Raw genomic sequence first — 17,117 nt, 5'->3', positions numbered from 1 at the left:
GCGCGGCAGGCCCTTCGGCTTATGCCAAAAATCGGGCGGAGGAGATGATATGTCCCTACATTTCGAGGACCACGGCCTCGTCCTCATTGCTAGAGCCCGGGACGCGGAGATTGGGGCGGATAACGCCCCCGATTTGCGGCTCCAAATGATGAAGCATGTGCAGCCGGAGCATTATCTGGCGGTCGATCTCTCTCCCGTGACCTTTATGGACAGCTCAGGGTTGAGCTTTCTGGTCGCCCTTCTAAAGAGGGTTCGAGATATCGGCGCGTGCCGGGTTTTCGGGGTGCAACCCCGGGTGCTCGAGCTCTTCCGCCTCACGCGGTTGGACAAGGTTTTTACCATCGATCCCAATGAAGAGACGGCGGTGGCCATGCTGGAGGAATCAGCGCGGAGGTCAAAATCCGCCTAATCTCTTTATTTTATTGATGTTAGAGTTTCTCATGGTTGTTTTCTTGGCACGGGGGCCGCTCGCCGGCCCCCTTTTTTATCCGCCGGAGCTTCATTCTTTGTGCTCTGCTTGACCCCACCTTGCATAAATCTTGCGGTCCTCATCCCCGACTCTCGGAATCGTCGGTTTGAGGACAAGTTATGCTGGCCTGCGTCTACTCCTTCTCGTTGGTGGGGATCGATGCCTTCCCGGTCCGGGTTGAGGTCAATGTGAGTGATGGGGCCACCGACTTCTCTATAGTAGGCCTGCCGGCGACCTCCATCCGCGAGAGCCGGGGGCGGATCGCCACCGCCCTCAGAAATGCCGGCTTCGATTTTCCGACCACGCGGATCCTCGTCAATCTTGCCCCGGCCGGCGTGCCTAAGTCTGGTACCCTGTTGGACTTACCAATCGCCGTCGGCATTCTGGCCGCTTCGCGGCAGCTTCCCCCGGAGGTTCTCAAACGGACCTACATCGTGGGCGAGCTGTCGCTGGATGGACGGGTCCGGCGTGTGCGGGGGGTGCTCTCCATGGCCATGCGTTGCCGGGAAAGGGATTGGCGGCTTCTCGTCCCCGAGGGGAATGGGGCGGAGGCCCAAGCCATCCGGGGGATTCCCATGTTCGAGGCCGAGAACCTCCGGGCTGTCGTCGGCAAGCTGACGGATAGGGAATGGCCGCGATCCGAGGGGGTCGTTGCGAGGGATGCCGACGCCGACGCCGGGCCCTGCTTTTCACAGGTGCGCGGGCAGGCCGCCGCCAAGCGGGCGATGGAGGTCGCCGCGGCGGGTGGGCACAATCTTCTGATGGTGGGTCCGCCGGGCGCGGGGAAAACGTTGCTGGCCGGGCGCCTGCCGGGGATCCTTCCGGAACTGAGTTTTGAAGAGAGCATCGAGGTGACCCGGGTGCACAGCGCCGCCGGGCTGCTCGAGTCGGGGATGGGCTTATTGTGGCGGCGTCCTTTTCGAGCCCCGCATCACTCCTGCTCAGCCGCCGGGCTGGCCGGCGGCGGGAGGCCGATCCGGCCGGGAGAGATCAGCCAGGCCCATCGGGGTGTTTTGTTCCTGGATGAGCTTCCGGAGTTTCCGCGGCATGTCTTGGAGATCCTGCGGCAGCCCCTGGAGGACGGCGAGATCACCTTGGTTCGCGCCGGCCTCTCTGTACGATTTCCCGCACGATTCTCGTTAATCGCCTCGATGAATCCCTGGAGTTGCGTTGCTCTTTTGTGACGAGTTCTGAGAACAGAGGGGAGGAAGGTAGGTAGCTGAGGTGGATCTCGATGTCACCCTTCCCGATAACGATTCGTTCGACAATGTGTTCCACGATTTGTTTCTTGTCATCTGAGGCCAGGCTGGGCCAGCGGGAGTAGAGGTCTCTCGCTTCGCTAAGGATCTCGTCCCGAGATAGGTATTGGATCGTGTAGAAGTCAATCTCGCCCTGCAGTTGGGGAAGCTCAACCTCGATTTGATTTAGGCGTTCTTCGAGGGGGCGGTACTGCCTGCCGAAGCCTTGGACTGAGAACTCGTCGGCGATGTAGGCCTTGTAGATGCGATCCATCTCCCGGACGACTCGGTCTCGTTCGGTTTCGAGCGCCCGGAGGGTGTCCTCCTTGGCCTTGATCTCCTCGTCCGCCTGGCCGAGGTGGGCGGCGACTTCCTCGGGGGAGAAGACGAAGCCCTTCAGCTGCTCGGCAAAGACGCATTCTAGGTCCTCGACAGGAATCTTGTTGTGACACTTCTGGCAGCCGTACTTCGTTGTCTTCGTGAGGACGTACATCTTCTGGCCGCACCCGCAGAAGACAAGTCCCGCGAAGAGGTGGACGGGTTTCCGGGACCGGGGCTTGCGGTTGCGGCGTCGTTCTTCGAGGATGGCGTTCGCGGCGTTCCAGGTTTCCTCAGTGATGATGGGCTCGACCGCGGTGAGGACCCATTCGTTCCGGGGTTTCTCCTTCCAGTGCTTCTTCGCGCCCAGAGACTTCGTGTAGTTGGCCCGGCGGATGCCTTTCGCAATCGGGTCCCTGAGGAGGCGATCCACAGTCGTGTCCGAGAACTTCGACCCGCTCCTGGTCCGATAGCCCTTTTCATTGAGGAGCCGAGCCACCGTCTTCTTGCGTTTATGCTCCAAGAACAGCTCATACATTAGCTTGCGAACCGGAGTCTCCTTTGGGTCTGGGATGAGTTCTCGGTTCTCCCAGCGATAACCAAAGGGGGCGGCTCCCCCGAGGGGTCTTCCGAGCTTCGCCCGGATCGGAACCGAGGCGGCGACACGATCCGCAATCTCCTCCCGTTCCCACTGCGCCATCGCCGCCACGACGGTGAAAAACAAGCGACCGGCCGGAGTCGAGGTGTCGATCGCCTCTGACAGTGAGATGAGATTCGCCTCGTGATCTCGGAAAATATCAGCGAACTCCAGGAGCTCACGGGTGTTTCGAGCCAGCCGTGCGAGTTTCGAGAAGATGAGTGCTGTAATATGACCCGATCGGATGTGTTCTAGCATCCGTCCGGTCTCGGGAAGGCTCATGACAGACTTCCCAGAGACGGCCTCGAGGTGATACACCTCCCGGACTTGCCACCCCTTCACCGCGGCGTACATACGAGCCCGTCGCTCGTGATGCTCGGGACTTTCGCCCTTTGCTTGGTCCTCGGTGGATACTCGGATCCAGATACCGACGGACTTTGCTTCTACGTTAGACTGTCCTCGTGGTTCTGAAACACTCTTCATCTTAAGATGCATTATCCACTCCACCCTTACATCTGGCGCTTGATCGGTCTTAGTGCGCTATACTCAGTCCAGAAAAGGCCATGAATCAAAAGCCAGCTACATCCATCCCAATCGCCATTACCAACTGATCAAAAACATTGTATCTCATTAGTCTGTCTGCGATCACAGATTGGTACCATGTGATAGTGTTCCTTCATGATCGGTCTGGATACGATGTGACACCCCGTGAAGCATGGCAGCGATTGCCACTGCCTTCCCCCATGAATTGCTATCCTCGACTGAACAATAAGATTGGGGTGCCCTGACATCTCGCTTGATCAAGTGACTAACCTGCATCAATGGAATCGGTGAGATGTAGGGAAGAATTTCACCTAGGATAAGGGCGGAGATTTCCGTAGCGCCTGTGACATAATTTTCATACTCTCTGATGCTACAACCAATAGCTTTTCCGTACTCGTTCCAGATTGCCGACGGCGTTCCCGAAACGACATCAGCAATGAGGGCTTCACCAATAAGTGCACCGAGTGGTCGAGACGCATAAAGAACGGCACGTTTTCCGGCCCATTTCCGATTGAATCGCCGTCGCACCTCGACCGTCTTCCGGCCAGTAAGAATGAGTTGTGCATAGACGGGTTTTAGGCTCAAGACAACGTCGGGTTTAACCTGATATCCCCCAATCTGATAGATATGATCGAGTTTCGGAAGTTTTTCAAGGACGGCATCCCAAACAACTGAGTACGGCGTACGACAGAATAGTTCCTCCTCGAACAACCGATACTGGAGTCCAGCCTTTTCGACCTTGCTGAATCCAAAGGAGGCGAAGAACTCTCTCTCCTGTTCCCAGACACTCTCGGGTAGTGTGAAATGCACCGATCGGGCGGTGTTTCGGACATCCATTGTCATGAGGGAGAATAGAAGCTCACCGAGATGTTGATCCCGCATCTCGGGACTGATGCGGAGATGACAGAATTTAGCATCTGGACCAAGCTTCGCGACTGCTGTAGCGATCGGCAAACCGTCAAGGTAGCCGACATACACTGCTCGTGTGTCCCTTCGGATCCCCGGGACCACCTTCGTGGAGATCCATGGCTGGATTGAAGGATAGTGTCCGATGCTTCGTCCCGCGAACACCTTGAAGTCTCGAAGAGAATCAGTCTCTCGAATCGCGTCATCGGCTGTGAGTCTGACAATCTGGAGATTACGAGTCGGCCTCTTTGACAGGCCGGACGCTCCCATCTGGATCGACTTTGATACACTCGGGCCAAGGTGCAAATCGGTTTGAAAGCTGGAGTAATTGGTCGTTGTATGATTGGTCCGCATTTTCAACATCCTCTGACATCCTATAGAAAGTTAGCCGGGCCATCTTCTCGCCATTCCGGAGACTGACATTCACGTCGTGACCGCGAACTTCGAATATTAGGGGGGTTCCGCGTACCCCATCCGCGCGTTCCCGACCGAAGAGTGGATGGACGAATCCAGCATAGTGAATGCGCATCTCACCGAAGGTTTCGTCAAATGCCCGGCAGTAAACGGCAATACCTTTCGGAACTGCAATGTGCTCCCGCGAACGAAGAATGTAGAAGTCACGCTCCTTAATCGTGAGGCGTCCTTGTTGATCCAGTCTTTCGAATTGCCAGTACTTGCACGGATCTAGCCTGTGTTGAGGATCCTCCTCCTGCCAAAGAGGTAGCGGATCACCGCCTGGTTCTACAGGTCGGGCAGAGAACGCCGAGACAGCCTCGCCTGACACGGTAATTGGAGAGAGATCGACTGATAGTGTTCCGTCGACTTCTTCTCCATCCGCCGCGAGAATATTGGAATAGAGCTGATTACTTTGGATCTCTACACTCTGGGGGTCATCGTAGAACAATCGGAGCTGAGTGAGAGCGAGGCCAGGACGGACCCGTACCGGAAATGTTATCGGAGTGATCTCAAGAAACATATCCCCGAACGATTGGCCATTTTTAAGAGGTCTATAGGTGTCGTAATCAGTCATTTGTTCAATCACAAGTCGGGCGAGGACGTCCATCCGGCCAATGGAACTCTTTGTTGTCGCCTGGCCATAGATTTGTGCCTCCGACGGAATGCAAAGTCTCTGCGCAACCTTGAAAAGGTAGGTTTGTTTGGCTTTAAGGATGTATGTGCCGTCTGGTTGAGGTTCTAAACGATCAATTAATCCGTCCCGCTTTATCGGTTCTTCATATGGACCGCCGAACGGCTTAATGGACCCTCTCATGCAAACATAACCTAGATCTGCCAAGCTAAGATCAAACGAAGCATTGCCGATGGCCTCGCTATCCTCATCAACACCCCGAAGATGCCCGCAACGTATGAGCTGACGAACTTGATTCTTGGATAATACACCTGGGATCCAATCCCGCCAGGGGTGCTCGTTTGTGGTCATAATCCGTTTCCTCTCAAACAAGTTAAAATTCGTCCATAAATGAACATGATCTGTAAACTTAAAGTCACTTTCAGATTCAGCCTTGATACTTGAGATTCGGCATTATATTTCACCACTTCCATGATGCCTGCATCAATGACATCCACGAATGCTAGGTCTTTGCCTCGTTCTCCTAGTTGTCATCAGAATTCGCATCATATCTTGTTTAGTACTGTAGAACCTCGCCTGGGTGTATGGTTGCCTGAGACGGATTCTATTCATAATTCCTGGTCAGCAGACCTAAATAAAAAATTGGGATTCCAGAAAAGCCCATACTCAAAGTAGTGTAGGATATACCGTCAGGCAACACAACCAAAGGCGTTGCCCCAAACGACATCTTGCGGGTCGTTAGCTCTAATCCCTTATTAGATTAGACATAACAGTGTCTGGGTGCAGGGAAGAAGATCATAAAAACTCCAAGGAGGCTCCAATAATCAGGGTATTTATTATCTCGACGTACATATAAACTTGACGCTCGTGCTGATCGGAATTCTCATCCTTTACATGGTCCATGGTGGATACCCAGATCCAGATACCAACAAACTTGGAAGTGGGTTCTGCTTGTGCTCCTGTGCGCATCAGATCACATCCCGATAGAATTATCTGTTCCATGCTTCGATTGGACAAAACTGCAGGATCCAATAGCGCCAGGGAGTGGGGTGATATTATGACTCTTTATGGCCAATGCTTGGCCTGATAATGGTATTTCCCTTCCCGGTCGTCACAGTAGGTGCCCCTTCGTTCGCTGAAAAGTTCCCTGATTGGAGACCAGACCCATCCTGCCACTGCACAATCATTGGTCGGATCGTGCCACACAACCTGGAAGTCCTGAAAATTACTCCATCGAAGTAGAGCACCACACACATGACCTCTCTGAGTTCCTCGCTTCAGCTCGGGACCATTGAACGGAGGTTCCCAGAGATTTCCTCCTCCCGCTATGATAAACCGAGAATTCGCTGGAGCGGGGCGTTCATATTTGTCCTGACAGATCTCTATCGAAAGAAACGTACGACCACCTTCTATCCAGGCGATCGGAATGTCTGAGTCTTTGCCAAACACGCCCCTCGGATCCTGGTTTCGCCGGTGGATAAATGCGGGTTCTGAATCACCCTTCACTACCTCTATTTAATTCGCCCGGTAGCCCATCTGTTACCATCGCCTGGTGACCAGGATGTCGTTCTCCAGAGTCACCTGGACATGAAGACTAGGACCCTCACTTCGCCAGTAATTCGAGATTTCTTGGACAGGCCATCCAGAATCTTTCATCTCGGGATGAACCATCTCTAAGACGATGCGCAGCTTTCTGCCGAGATCTGTCCGGGGAAGAAGAAACCGTGCGCACTGTGGATTGCCCAGCAGATACTGTCCGAAGAGCCTTCGCTTCGAAGGGCGGTTAGGTTCCATGATGGTCATCATAGGTTGTGCAGATGGAGCGTTCCATTGATTAACGGGCTGGTCTGGATTCTGAAAGAGGTTCACATCGGCGATGAGACTGTCCGGAGTCAGTGAGAAATTAATCACGCGATCTGGGCCCACTACACGCAGAGCCGAGCTTGTTAAAACGGCGTCTTCAGGCAGCGGGATGGGAGAGTAGTTGTTGACTATCTTCCTTGCCCATTCCTTGCTATCACGATCGCGCCCGAGTGAGTCCGGAGACTGCTTCAGCAAATCCACGGCTACTTCAATCATTCGCACACCCACTTCGCTTTCGCTGTTGGATTTAGTGATGGACGCGGTCATGGAACCGACGACGAGCGGCGTGAATAGAGCTCCAATCCCGATCAGAAGTGTGCCAAGGCCATTCATCCATTCTGGTCTCAGACGCGACTTTATTTCATTGGGATCTCGGCTTCGGGTATCCATGCGCTTTCTCCTTTTCCTACTTTTTCAAACGACTAAATGCCTTTGCGATAACTCGCGACACAGCTTGTCGCTTGGCCGACTTCTCCTGTTCACCAACCGCTTTGTATTTCACATTAACCTTGTATCCCCGAACTGTCTTGTTAGACCCTGCCGTCTCTGCCTCGATGTTTTCCAGGAAAGCGAATGCGTCCTCCGGAGTACAGATGTGGACGCGATCACGGCTCTCCTCTGCAAACTCTGAGAAAACAATAGACCGCACTTTGGACAGCGTCTTCTTGTCAGATGAGATAAGCAAGATGAGCTCGAAGCCAGCCGCGAGACATTTCTGGATGTTTTCTATTTCGTGCTCGGCATCCGTCGTGACGGCGATTTCACAGGCGACGGACCGATCGCCTTTCCGTAAAGCAACGTCCACACTGCCGAGACCATCAAGGGTCTTCTCCTCGATCGTTGCCCTCCAATCCCGGGAACCAGCCCACCGTTTGACTAGCTCCTGAAGGTACTTGTGCTGGCGTCCTCCGCGTCCTTGGGTAGGAGGCAATGACAGGGCCGGAACATGATTGGGCGCCTTCCTCGCTTTTGCTGCTTCTGTTTCGCTATAAGTTGACCTGACGATGGGTTCAGGAATTGTCTCCGAGGGTTTCTTTGCGCCCGTTGGAACGCCCAGGTCGCGCGTGTTCTCAGGGGCAGCCGCGCGGAGTATCTCTTCGACCTCATCGCGTCTCCTGGCGTACTTCGCTCGGGATTGTTCAACGATCGCCTTTCGGCGCGCCTCAACAGACGTAGCATCTATAGGTGGCAACCCTGCTGTGTTAAGGCTGAAGTCAAACTCTGCTCGCTCTGTGCGACAGATCGCCTGACCCGTGCTTAAGTTCTGAAGATCGGTGGCATCGAATGATGCGAAGCCATCCTCGAGTCTTCGGGCGTCTTGGTCGCCTACCCGGAAACAGATTCGCGTATATGGGTTCGAAATGACGGAGTTCAAAACCTCGGGACTCTTGCTGGCAAGCTGTCTTAAATCCTGATGTGCCAGTATCAAACCCAGCCGGTACTTCCGGGCGCCGGAGAGTATCTGTTCCATCGTCGGCGTGATGAAGTTCTGGAATTCGTCAATGTATAGGTAGAAGGGACGACGGCCCGCTTCGGCGAGTTCCTGTCGACTCATTGCGGTCTGCTGGAGTTTTGAAACAAGCAGCGTTCCGAGTAGAAAGGCGTTCTCCTCACCAATAGCTCCCTGGGAAAGCCGGGCAAGGAAGATCTTGCCTTGATCCATCATTCCTCGAAAATCAAGGCGATCATCTTTCTGTGCCACCATGTACCGCACGAGTTTCGGCCGAAGAAATGTATCCAGTCGCGTCAGAATCGAGACTTGGGGTGTCCCTTTTAAAAGCGGAAACTCTTTACGCCAGTAATAAACAACATCGGGATCCTGAACTGTCGCTAGGAATTCCTCCCGGAATCGTTTCTCCACCAGGAACCGCCTGAGATCGAGAAGGGTTCCTCCTCGGCTGCTTTCGAGGATCGCCAGGATCGCGTTCCCAAGTACCGAGGTCATTTGATCCCCCCAGGAGGTTGAGAGCCTCCTGAAGACGGAAACGAGATCGGAGGAGAGAAGCGTCCGTTCAAGTTCAGAATGGGCCGAAAGGATATTGAATCCGACAGGGAAGTCAGCATCGGCCGGATCGAACAGAATGACATCGTCGATCCTTTCATCGGGCACCTGCTCAATGATCCGGTCAATCAGGTCCCCGTGTGGGTCGAGGACAGCAATCCCTTCTCCATTTCGCAAATCCTGAATGATGAGGTTTAAGAGCAGGGTCGACTTGCCCGTACCAGAAGCACCCACCGTGTACAAGTGTTTCGAGCGCTGGTCGGCAGATAAAGTTACCTCGGTCGACCGGCCGGCGTGGATGTTTGTGCCGAGCAAGAGCCCGTCGCCCGTGGCAATGGCTGGGGCGGCGCGCGTCTTCCGGTCCTGCCGCTTTAATTTCTCCGCTCTTACAGATGCCGACGGAGGGTGGACTAATGTAACGAGTTCTTCGGAGTTTAAAAGCATTCCGCTACGACGAGTCCGCCTTCGAAGAAGATCCTCTTCATGCTCGTCGCTGTCGTAACCATCGTTTGTTAGAGGGATGAGTTCGTTTCCGGCAGGATTCGCGAGATTCCGCAGACTCCCCCCGAGCGCCCGAGCGATATCCCATGCGCGGTCCAAATAAGAGCTCTTAATCCCGATTCGGATCACTGCGGCGAAGAGAGGATGTGCAACCTTGTCTTTCGCAGCCCTTGTGATTTCTGGGGCATCCATAAAGAAGGCTTTGCCTTCATGATCTGTCACGGACCGCATGACGTTTTCGGCCCAGGGATGACGCGTGGGCTGGAACATGATCTGAAGGATGCCCACTTCGCCCAGTTGGAGATTGGAGAGTGCAGACACCACTGCGATCAGCGGGTCAATGTCAAAGCCCTTGAATGTCTTAAGCGGAAGCATGAACTCGTTGGAGAGGGCGAAGTCGACGATGATGCTTGACGCTTCCCCGGCTTCGTGCCACCAGGATCGCAGATACTCGACCTCGCGAGTCACGACGACGTCGGGGAAATACGCTCTTAGTTGCTGCTCGATGAACCGTGCGTCGGGTTCACGAACCGTGATCTGTGCAGTGATCACATCTGACAGACCCACGATTTCAAACGTCAGCGGATGAACGGCGACCGGAAGGCTTGAGAGGAACTGGATCACGGCTTCGCGCGGAGTCTTCAGCATGGGAGGAGCGGACAGGCGCAGTTCTACAATCGGGGAATCATCCTCATCCGTCTCAAGTTCGGGTTCTTCGAGAATAAGATTCTCATCGTTGTATGTTAAAGAGTCGTCCTGCCTGCCATGAACAAGTTGGTCGAATTGTTGGGCGATTTTCGAGAGAAACGTTGGTTTGCACCCATCGTCGATTCTTCGACCAGCCCTTGGCACCCAATGAAATGGGAAGGGGACAAACGGCGGCTCCAGCGCAACAGGAGTGGGGTGTACAATCCAACCTCTTCCGCGTACTTCCCAGATATAGAATTGAGCCGTGAGAAGTTCCATTTGGGTCGGCAAGAAGGATTCCGCCCGCAGCTCAGTTTTCAACCATGGAGAGGCATCACGCCTATCCGTCACCTTGTTGATCTCCCTCTATCGTTTGAATAGATCTCGCATAATCGGCTTCTTCTCGTCATCCCCAAGTACCCTTAATCCTTTCGCCTTCGTCAGACCGTCGATGACTTCGCAGACCGCTGATTGGACGACAGACTGGAACATGAGCATCGTGTCGATTCTGTGGTAGGTGATACGAGTGAAGAGGGCTCGATAAAGAAACCCGATCACCGGAATCCGTCCCACGGCATCATCAACGCCCGGCCCATACTTGCGACTCACGAGCGCTACAAGTCGTAGGAAGGGGGAGAGGAGGATAAAAAAGGCAAGGAAACCCAACAAGTCATGGCCAGCGTCTCTGCTCTGCACGAACTGAAGAAAGGCGAGGGAGGGAAGGATCACAATTACCCAGTGAATAAAGCCGGAACCGGTTGTTCCGAGCCACCATGAGAAAAAGAATCCGGTGCCAAACGGAGCGGCGCAAATATCGAAGGCCATATCCTCCCGAGTCACCCGAAGGTATTTTCGTTTCGGGGTGCCGATGCCGCCCTCCCGCCAATCCACCCTCGAAGTCACAATCTTGGGAATCCTACGCCGCTTTAGGGCTGCTTCGACCGCGGAGTAGAATTCAAGGGTTGAGGTTTCGAAATCGTCATAAGGCTTGTGCCAATGAGAGAATATGTTGGCCAACAAGGGATCAGGCATGCGGCCTCCTTCCGTGATTGGTCCAGATCGCCACATGAGAATACGTTTTCGGTTGCGTCCACGCAACCGGATGTGTTGTGCCTCAGCTCTGTAGAAATCCTTCTGGGGGCGTAGAATCTGATTTCTTGTCGGTCAGAAACGCAATCTCATACCTCCGCTCGACTGGGTCTACGTGTAAACCTCTCCTCCCGTGAACAGAGGGGCGAGGGAATTGCCTGTAGAAGAAGACAGGACTCTTTCTGCTTGAAGGAGCCCCTTTTGCCTTCGGACCGAACGCTTGCCTGGGCGGCCCCTCGTGCTACGGTGAGTCCGTCCAGTCCAGCAGGGACCCCGTCACCATACAGTCCGCCGCGATCCAGAGTCACCGGAGTGGACAGTTCTCACTACACCCCCGATCCCTGTCAGCTGTCCTCGATCTCGATTCGATCGATGCGCCAGAGGCAGTTCGTCCATTGCGAGTATCCCGCTGCCATCCGGAACGCGAGTCGAACATTACTCGAGCCCGGTCCCACGTACGAATCCAGCGGTATCCTCACTTTTGTCCAGCCATTGACGACTCGATCAAATCCAAACGAGTCGATGGTTATCCACGGATCGCCGTTCAGACTGATCTCCACGGTGCACCATTGCATTCGTCCATCCTCCCATTGGCAGAAAGGAGTGGAGACCCCACGGATGCTCTGAACGCGGAGCTTGTGCCAAAAGGTCATAGTCGCCGACGAACATTCCGAGAGATCGATGCCGGAAGTGAGAATGAGTTCGCGATCTGGATAGAAATACAGCTGTTCACCACAATGGCGTTCGGGTCTCGTATACGATGCCGAAGTCATGGAGAAGGCACCGACGTACGCATCATCCGACGCTCTCGACCACCCGCTCGCCTGCCATCCTTCGATTCCGGATTCGAAATCAAATAGGAAGTTACAGGTCGGGGGAGGATCACTCGGTCCGGTAGAACCACTCGGCTCATGATCACTCCCGCCGCATCCTAAGAGCAGCCAGATAACAAGGATTCCCAGGTAGCGTTTCATGTTCTCCTCCTTGGCAGTCTTGGCCAAAACCCTGCGACGGCCTTCACGAGGACTCGCCCCGGATCCCCCCCGTGGGACCCGGTACGGTGACGGTCTCCGCGGCTGCGAGCAGCCGGGCACCACCCCTCCGGCCCGCACCACTTCCGGTCACTAAGTCCCGCAGTGTCATCGCTCATCGGTCCTCAACGGATCCACCTGCAAAGTCCAGATGTTCGAGTTGCCGCTTCGGTTCGACGAGAACGCGATCCTACTTCCGTCCGGGGACCATGCCGGCTGCACATCTTGCGCTGGATCGGTCGTCAACCGAACGGCTTGGCCACCGTCCACCGCGATCATCCAGATGTCGTAGTTCCCGCCGAGCACTCGCGTGTATGCGATCCACTTCCCATCGGGGGACCATGTGGGCTGTACTTCATCGCCCACGTAGTACGCTATCCGCCTGGGCTGACCCCCGGCGGCCGGGATCACCCAGATGTCCCTATCCCCATCCTCCTCATCACCTGGACTTGAGTAGGCGATCATCTCACCGTCCGGTGACCAAGCGAGGACGAATCCGTAAGTATTAGAAGGGTCTGGAGTGATCCGGGTGGCTCTGCCGCCTTCAGCCGACACGACCCAGATCCCCGATCCGTTGCCAGGATCACGACCGGAATAGGCGATCTTGGTTCCGTCCGGTGACCAGGCGATGCGACTGTCGGCTGGTGGATCCGTGGTGATGTGGCCGAGCTCTCTCGTCTCGACGTTCACGATATTCGTACCGTTGTAACCGCTGACCCGGCCGGAGTAGAACGCGATCCGCTCGCCGGTCGGCGACCAGGAAGGCATGGAGTCGTCCCAGGGCTCTCCGGTCAGCCACGTCTCGTCTCCGCCACCCGATGGAACCACGAAGATGTTCAATCTCCCGAAGCCTTCGGGAGTGCTCCCTCTTGCGTACGCGATTCTCGTGTTGTCGGGAGACCACGTCGGCGACCCGTCGTCGCGGTCGCTGGTTGTTACGCGGATGAGTCGCGGCAATCTCGTTCTTATCTCAACCACATTCGAGATCCCGGACCAGTTCGGTACCTCATCCGAAGTCTTAAGCGCGAAGAAGAGCGTCGTATCGGCAGGCAGGCGGTAGAGGACCTCAATCTCCAGTGATCCACCTTCCTTTGGCTTGCGATCAACGACTTGTGCGCCATCGCTCCAAATTTCCTCGGTAAGCGGGCTGGTCGAGTACCGCATGTCGTAGACCGCAGCCCTACCTGCCATGCCATCATCGCCGGGTGCAGTCCACGTGAAAGTCGCCGAGGTTTCTTCGACTGTTCCGGCAAGATCCGAAACAGCCGCTGGCGGCCTCACATCCACGACGGGAGTAGTCCCGCCATCGTCCCCGCCGCATCCAACACCAACTGCGAAAGACACTACGATGAAAGCCGCTAGCATCCGAAACTTTTGTCTCATGGCTGTTCTCCTTCTACCCCGTGTAAGCCGTGTGCCCTGGGTGCACAATCCACGGTGACGCCTCGAGCTCGCGGAATATCGCCGTGCGGTGCTGGTCCGTGATCCGTGCGTAGATGCTCGTGCTCTTGATACTCCGGTGCCCGAGATGGTCTTGAACGAACTCGAGAGACACGCCGGCGTCCAGGAGGTGCGTCGCGATGGCGTGCCGCAACGAGTGGCAGGTCAAACGGCGGGGGATGCACGCGGCATCCCGGTACCGGGCGAAGAGAGCCTGGATCTGGCGCTTCTTAAGCGCATCCAATCGTCCCGGAAACAAGGCCGTGTGACCGTTGACCCCCGGCCGGCTGAAGTGGACTTCCAGGAGGGCTCTGGTTGCCGAGAAGAGGGGTCTTTCCGCCCAGAGGCCCCCCTTCACCCTCTTGACGACGATTCGCCCGCGCTCCAGGTCGATGTCGTCCCGTTCGAGGAGGCCCACTTCGCTGACCCGCAGGCCGTAGTGGTAGATCACCGCGAAGAGCGCGCGATCTCGCGGGTCCTGAATAACCCCGAAGAAAGCCCGTATGTCGTTCTGAGTCAAATACTTGGGAAGTCGCTGGGTGTATTTCGGACTTGGCATAGAGGGGAGTTTGTTAAAGGATGAGATCGGACTGCACGAAGTAGTTAAAGGGTGCAGTCGTGCTGAAACTAATGCTATTATTCAGGATAGCACGATGGTCGAGAGCGTCAAGACAAGGGCCTAACCTAAGTGAGCTCGAGGGGAAATGTCTCAATCGATTGAAAACGCGGCGGTTATGGAGGTTGAGAATAAGAAGAATTTGGAACCGCATGGTTTAACTAAAAGGCGCAGTCCGTTTTCCTCCCCAGATTCTACTGAGGCGATCCAATTACGTCAACTGACGATGTGAGAAACCCATTCCCCTGGCGATTGAATGGAGTCGCAGAAGGTGGTCAAGTCAATCACGACACCGCTTTTCAGCGGTCCGGCATGATTCTAGAAGCTCCTGGTAGTTTCTCTTCGTCATCCGCCGTAAGTCAATGTGTCGGAATCTTCGCAGGGTGTCAGGGAACTGGTGTTTGCAATCATCGATCAGTACTGGGACAAAACGACGCTGTTGGTTTGCCGGATCTCGGAACAGGGCCGTGTTTCGCTCCATTAGTGTCCAATCGGACCGAAGCGATGTGGCCGAGATTATGAATACCAGGGTACGTGACGATTGGAGGCCGTGCTCAATGATGGTTTTCATCCCCTCATCATGAACGGGATCCAGGATTCCTTCAGGCTCATTTCATGTTGGAAACAGGTCCCTGTTCAGGCTCATTTCATATTGGAAGAGGCTTACCATTGACAAATTGACAACTCTCGGTATACTAACAAATGTGAAGTTCTGTAAAGCTCTGCAAAGTTGTAGAGCAGGCCATGGGAGATTGTAGTGTTCCTTTCACCACTCTAGGATTGCGTATGGCTTCACGAAGCATCTACAGCTTGAAGGAGATCGCGCAGAATCTCGGCGTTCACCCAGCAACGATTGTTCGCTGGATTGAGACCGGCAAGGTGGCGGTCAAAAAAAAGAAGGACTCAAGCGGTCACTACGTATTTACTGGGGCTGACATTAAGAAGTTTAAAGCGCACAAGAACGCAATCCACCCGGTGGCCTAATGGCCTTCTGGGTCAAGATCTGTTGCCTGGGGGGCCAATGACGAACGATAAAGGGCCCAATCGGCATGAGGAGTGGGATCCCAACCACGACCGGCGCTTTGCTATCATTGTTCTCATTTTTCGTACCATCTGGCTCGTGGTCAAGGCCGCGGTTGTGGTCGCGATTATCTACATGGTGTTTCCACTATCTCTGCGGGAGACAGCGGGCAAACAGACTGTGATCGAGATCATGTTCAACATTATAACTAACCTCAAGCTCCATGTGGTCTTACCCGCTGCCCTAGCAGCCGCCTTCGGAGGCTTGTGGGCACGTGAGCGGAGAGTTCGCAAGAAAGCAGTGGCCCGCGAGCACATGCGAGTCGAGGAATTAGAGAAGGAGAAGGATCCAGATCGGACATCGAGCGGTTTAGAGGAATACCCCCGGCCCAGGGAGCCGCAGCCGGCGGGGCGGAAGCCCAAAGACTCCGGTTGGAAACGGAAAAGGAAGGAGAAATAAGTCATGACCGAGACTCAATATGTCCAGGTCATTCAGTTTTTCCTGTGGGTCGGAGTGGCCTGGTTCGCGTACTCATTTCTGTACCGCCGAACCCGAGTCGACGATTTCAGGGAAGACATCTTCACCATTCGGGATCAGCTATTTGACTACATGTGGCAGCATGGATTGCCGTATGAACTACCCGCCTACCAGCAGATGCGGGATTCCCTCAACGGGATGATACGCACAGCGCATATGTTGAACGTAGCTGAGTTTTTCCTGTTCGCATTCTTTTACCGACGCGGCCCTCGACGACACCAATTACTAGAAGTTATTGGTGAGATCAAGGATCCGGAGGTCCGTAAGGAATTCTTGCGCGTCTATCAGGTGGTGCAGCATCGGCTCGTTCGCTTCCTGTTTCTAGAAGGTGTTCAGGCGACTGTCTTCTGGCCCATTATCTACCTCTCTCGCCTTAAAGGTGAGGTTGATAATTGTTCTCCTGAGCGTTCAACAATCTGGAGAGAAGCGAAGCGGCGCGTGAGTGAGATTGCTGATCTGCTGACCAACGACATGGTCTATTTGGGCAAGTCTGGATCACCACAGGCACAGCGGCTTAGACAAATGGCACCTATTCGCTCACGTTTCGTCTAGGGCATAGCATACGGAACCATTGCGTATGCCGTAGTTCACAGGTCGCTCCTTACTGGAGCGGCCTCTTTTCTTTCCCGAGAAGGTTTCTAAGTGCCCGATTGGTTAAGATCGACCGCACCTTTTTCCCAAAGGGCGCAGTGGCTAGAGTGGTTCTATCTGTGCAAACCGACCCCGTCAATCAAGGCCAGGAACGGAGACCTGTTGGGCACGAGTCATAAGCTCGTCAGCGGGTACTTGCTCGTGGCTCGTCGTTGTCCGCATTGTGTTTGTACAGTTGCGAAAGCCACGGCAGGAGAACTTCACGCGGCTTCAACTCGAGACGATAAGGGATGAACGGCCGGATGAAGTCATCGGTCTCAATTCGCGGCGCAAACACTCAATATCCTCCAACTTCGTCCCGCCGGCCAAGATGTTATAGGCAATATTCAGAACATGATCTGACTCATGATAGGGTAGATTGACTTTGAACAAGGGAAGAGCTTCATTGATCCGATCCTCCAATCCCAAGCGGTGAACCATCATATGAACAGCCCCGATCCCTCCGGCTCTCGTTGCCCGGACTCGATCGGAGATTTCGTAG

At 54.7% G+C, this 17,117-nt stretch carries 16 protein-coding genes; 5 read left to right on the top strand and 11 right to left on the bottom strand.

What is annotated here, in order from left to right:
- The first annotated feature begins 49 nt into the window (after positions 1-49).
- Together KJ970_03705 and KJ970_03700 are read left to right on the top strand one after the other, a co-directional pair.
- A complete protein-coding gene (locus KJ970_03705) occupies positions 50-409 on the top strand; it encodes an STAS domain-containing protein (GenBank protein ID MBU2690007.1) in 360 nt (119 codons plus the stop codon).
- 179 nt (positions 410-588) lie between these two features.
- Positions 589-1,653: a YifB family Mg chelatase-like AAA ATPase gene (locus tag KJ970_03700; protein ID MBU2690006.1), complete on the top strand. Its 1,065-nt coding sequence runs from the start codon at positions 589-591 to the stop codon at positions 1,651-1,653.
- On the opposite strand, the gene KJ970_03695 is transcribed toward KJ970_03700, so the two are convergent.
- The 10 genes from KJ970_03695 to KJ970_03650 all read right to left on the bottom strand — a co-directional run bounded on the left by KJ970_03695 (position 1,559) and on the right by KJ970_03650 (position 14,998).
- A complete protein-coding gene (locus KJ970_03695; GenBank protein MBU2690005.1) occupies positions 1,559-3,157 on the bottom strand; it encodes a recombinase family protein in 1,599 nt (532 codons plus the stop codon). The genes KJ970_03700 and KJ970_03695 overlap by 95 nt on opposite strands.
- Before the next feature lie 150 nt (positions 3,158-3,307).
- Entirely contained in the window at positions 3,308-4,087 is a 780-nt protein-coding gene (locus KJ970_03690) for a hypothetical protein (protein ID MBU2690004.1), read from the bottom strand.
- A gap of 256 nt (positions 4,088-4,343) precedes the next feature.
- Positions 4,344-5,549 carry a 2'-deoxycytidine 5'-triphosphate deaminase gene (locus tag KJ970_03685; GenBank protein MBU2690003.1) on the bottom strand — a complete coding sequence of 402 codons (1,206 nt, stop codon included), beginning with the start codon at positions 5,547-5,549 and terminating at the stop codon, positions 4,344-4,346.
- 1,188 nt (positions 5,550-6,737) lie between these two features.
- The gene (locus KJ970_03680; protein MBU2690002.1) at positions 6,738-7,451 is read right to left on the bottom strand and encodes a hypothetical protein; all 714 of its coding nucleotides are present in this window, start codon (positions 7,449-7,451) and stop codon (positions 6,738-6,740) included.
- A 16-nt stretch (positions 7,452-7,467) separates the two neighbouring features.
- Complete coding sequence (locus KJ970_03675) at positions 7,468-10,602, bottom strand: type IV secretion system DNA-binding domain-containing protein (protein MBU2690001.1); 3,135 nt, start codon at positions 10,600-10,602, stop codon at positions 7,468-7,470.
- A gap of 15 nt (positions 10,603-10,617) precedes the next feature.
- The gene (locus tag KJ970_03670) at positions 10,618-11,283 is read right to left on the bottom strand and encodes a hypothetical protein (GenBank protein MBU2690000.1); all 666 of its coding nucleotides are present in this window, start codon (positions 11,281-11,283) and stop codon (positions 10,618-10,620) included.
- A gap of 401 nt (positions 11,284-11,684) precedes the next feature.
- A complete protein-coding gene (locus KJ970_03665; GenBank protein MBU2689999.1) occupies positions 11,685-12,314 on the bottom strand; it encodes a hypothetical protein in 630 nt (209 codons plus the stop codon).
- 165 nt (positions 12,315-12,479) lie between these two features.
- Entirely contained in the window at positions 12,480-13,535 is a 1,056-nt protein-coding gene (locus tag KJ970_03660) for a DPP IV N-terminal domain-containing protein (GenBank protein ID MBU2689998.1), read from the bottom strand.
- 232 nt (positions 13,536-13,767) lie between these two features.
- On the bottom strand, positions 13,768-14,370 hold the full coding sequence (locus tag KJ970_03655; GenBank protein MBU2689997.1) for a tyrosine-type recombinase/integrase: 603 nt from the start codon (positions 14,368-14,370) through the stop codon (positions 13,768-13,770).
- A 337-nt stretch (positions 14,371-14,707) separates the two neighbouring features.
- The gene (locus KJ970_03650; protein ID MBU2689996.1) at positions 14,708-14,998 is read right to left on the bottom strand and encodes a toll/interleukin-1 receptor domain-containing protein; all 291 of its coding nucleotides are present in this window, start codon (positions 14,996-14,998) and stop codon (positions 14,708-14,710) included.
- A gap of 215 nt (positions 14,999-15,213) precedes the next feature.
- On the opposite strand from KJ970_03650, the gene KJ970_03645 reads away from it, so the two are divergent.
- The 3 genes from KJ970_03645 to KJ970_03635 are packed head-to-tail and all read left to right on the top strand — an operon-like array spanning position 15,214 to position 16,537.
- Positions 15,214-15,411, top strand: coding sequence for a helix-turn-helix domain-containing protein (locus tag KJ970_03645; GenBank protein ID MBU2689995.1), 198 nt, complete (start codon positions 15,214-15,216; stop codon positions 15,409-15,411).
- A 37-nt stretch (positions 15,412-15,448) separates the two neighbouring features.
- Positions 15,449-15,907 carry a hypothetical protein gene (locus KJ970_03640; GenBank protein MBU2689994.1) on the top strand — a complete coding sequence of 153 codons (459 nt, stop codon included), beginning with the start codon at positions 15,449-15,451 and terminating at the stop codon, positions 15,905-15,907.
- Between the two features lie 3 nt (positions 15,908-15,910).
- Positions 15,911-16,537, top strand: a complete 627-nt coding sequence (locus KJ970_03635; GenBank protein ID MBU2689993.1) for a hypothetical protein — start codon at positions 15,911-15,913, stop codon at positions 16,535-16,537.
- Positions 16,538-16,846: 309 nt separating this feature from the next.
- Here KJ970_03635 and KJ970_03630 read toward each other — a convergent pair.
- Positions 16,847-17,117, bottom strand: a 271-nt coding sequence (locus KJ970_03630; protein ID MBU2689992.1) for a hypothetical protein, incomplete at its 5' end; no start/stop codon positions are given.

The sequence above is a fragment of the Candidatus Eisenbacteria bacterium genome, from assembly GCA_018831195.1.
Taxonomy (GTDB): domain Bacteria; phylum Eisenbacteria; class RBG-16-71-46; order CAIMUX01; family JAHJDP01; genus JAHJDP01.
The sequence above is the reverse complement of the archived record's forward strand: the minus strand, read 5'-3'. Positions and strand labels throughout refer to the sequence as shown.

What these genes read in the sequence shown, in the direction of transcription:
- KJ970_03705 (MBU2690007.1), top strand. Translation starts at nt 50, where the DNA reads ATGTCCCTACATTTCGAGGACCACGGCCTCGTCCTCATTGCTAGAGCC.
- KJ970_03700 (MBU2690006.1), top strand. Translation starts at nt 589, where the DNA reads ATGCTGGCCTGCGTCTACTCCTTCTCGTTGGTGGGGATCGATGCCTTC.
- KJ970_03695 (MBU2690005.1), bottom strand. Translation starts at nt 3,157, where the DNA reads ATGCATCTTAAGATGAAGAGTGTTTCAGAACCACGAGGACAGTCTAAC.
- KJ970_03690 (MBU2690004.1), bottom strand. Translation starts at nt 4,087, where the DNA reads ATGCGGGATCAACATCTCGGTGAGCTTCTATTCTCCCTCATGACAATG.
- KJ970_03685 (MBU2690003.1), bottom strand. Translation starts at nt 5,549, where the DNA reads ATGACCACAAACGAGCACCCCTGGCGGGATTGGATCCCAGGTGTATTA.
- KJ970_03680 (MBU2690002.1), bottom strand. Translation starts at nt 7,451, where the DNA reads ATGGATACCCGAAGCCGAGATCCCAATGAAATAAAGTCGCGTCTGAGA.
- KJ970_03670 (MBU2690000.1), bottom strand. Translation starts at nt 11,283, where the DNA reads ATGCCTGATCCCTTGTTGGCCAACATATTCTCTCATTGGCACAAGCCT.
- KJ970_03665 (MBU2689999.1), bottom strand. Translation starts at nt 12,314, where the DNA reads ATGAAACGCTACCTGGGAATCCTTGTTATCTGGCTGCTCTTAGGATGC.
- KJ970_03660 (MBU2689998.1), bottom strand. Translation starts at nt 13,535, where the DNA reads ATGCGGTACTCGACCAGCCCGCTTACCGAGGAAATTTGGAGCGATGGC.
- KJ970_03655 (MBU2689997.1), bottom strand. Translation starts at nt 14,370, where the DNA reads ATGCCAAGTCCGAAATACACCCAGCGACTTCCCAAGTATTTGACTCAG.
- KJ970_03650 (MBU2689996.1), bottom strand. Translation starts at nt 14,998, where the DNA reads ATGAAAACCATCATTGAGCACGGCCTCCAATCGTCACGTACCCTGGTA.
- KJ970_03645 (MBU2689995.1), top strand. Translation starts at nt 15,214, where the DNA reads ATGGCTTCACGAAGCATCTACAGCTTGAAGGAGATCGCGCAGAATCTC.
- KJ970_03640 (MBU2689994.1), top strand. Translation starts at nt 15,449, where the DNA reads ATGACGAACGATAAAGGGCCCAATCGGCATGAGGAGTGGGATCCCAAC.
- KJ970_03635 (MBU2689993.1), top strand. Translation starts at nt 15,911, where the DNA reads ATGACCGAGACTCAATATGTCCAGGTCATTCAGTTTTTCCTGTGGGTC.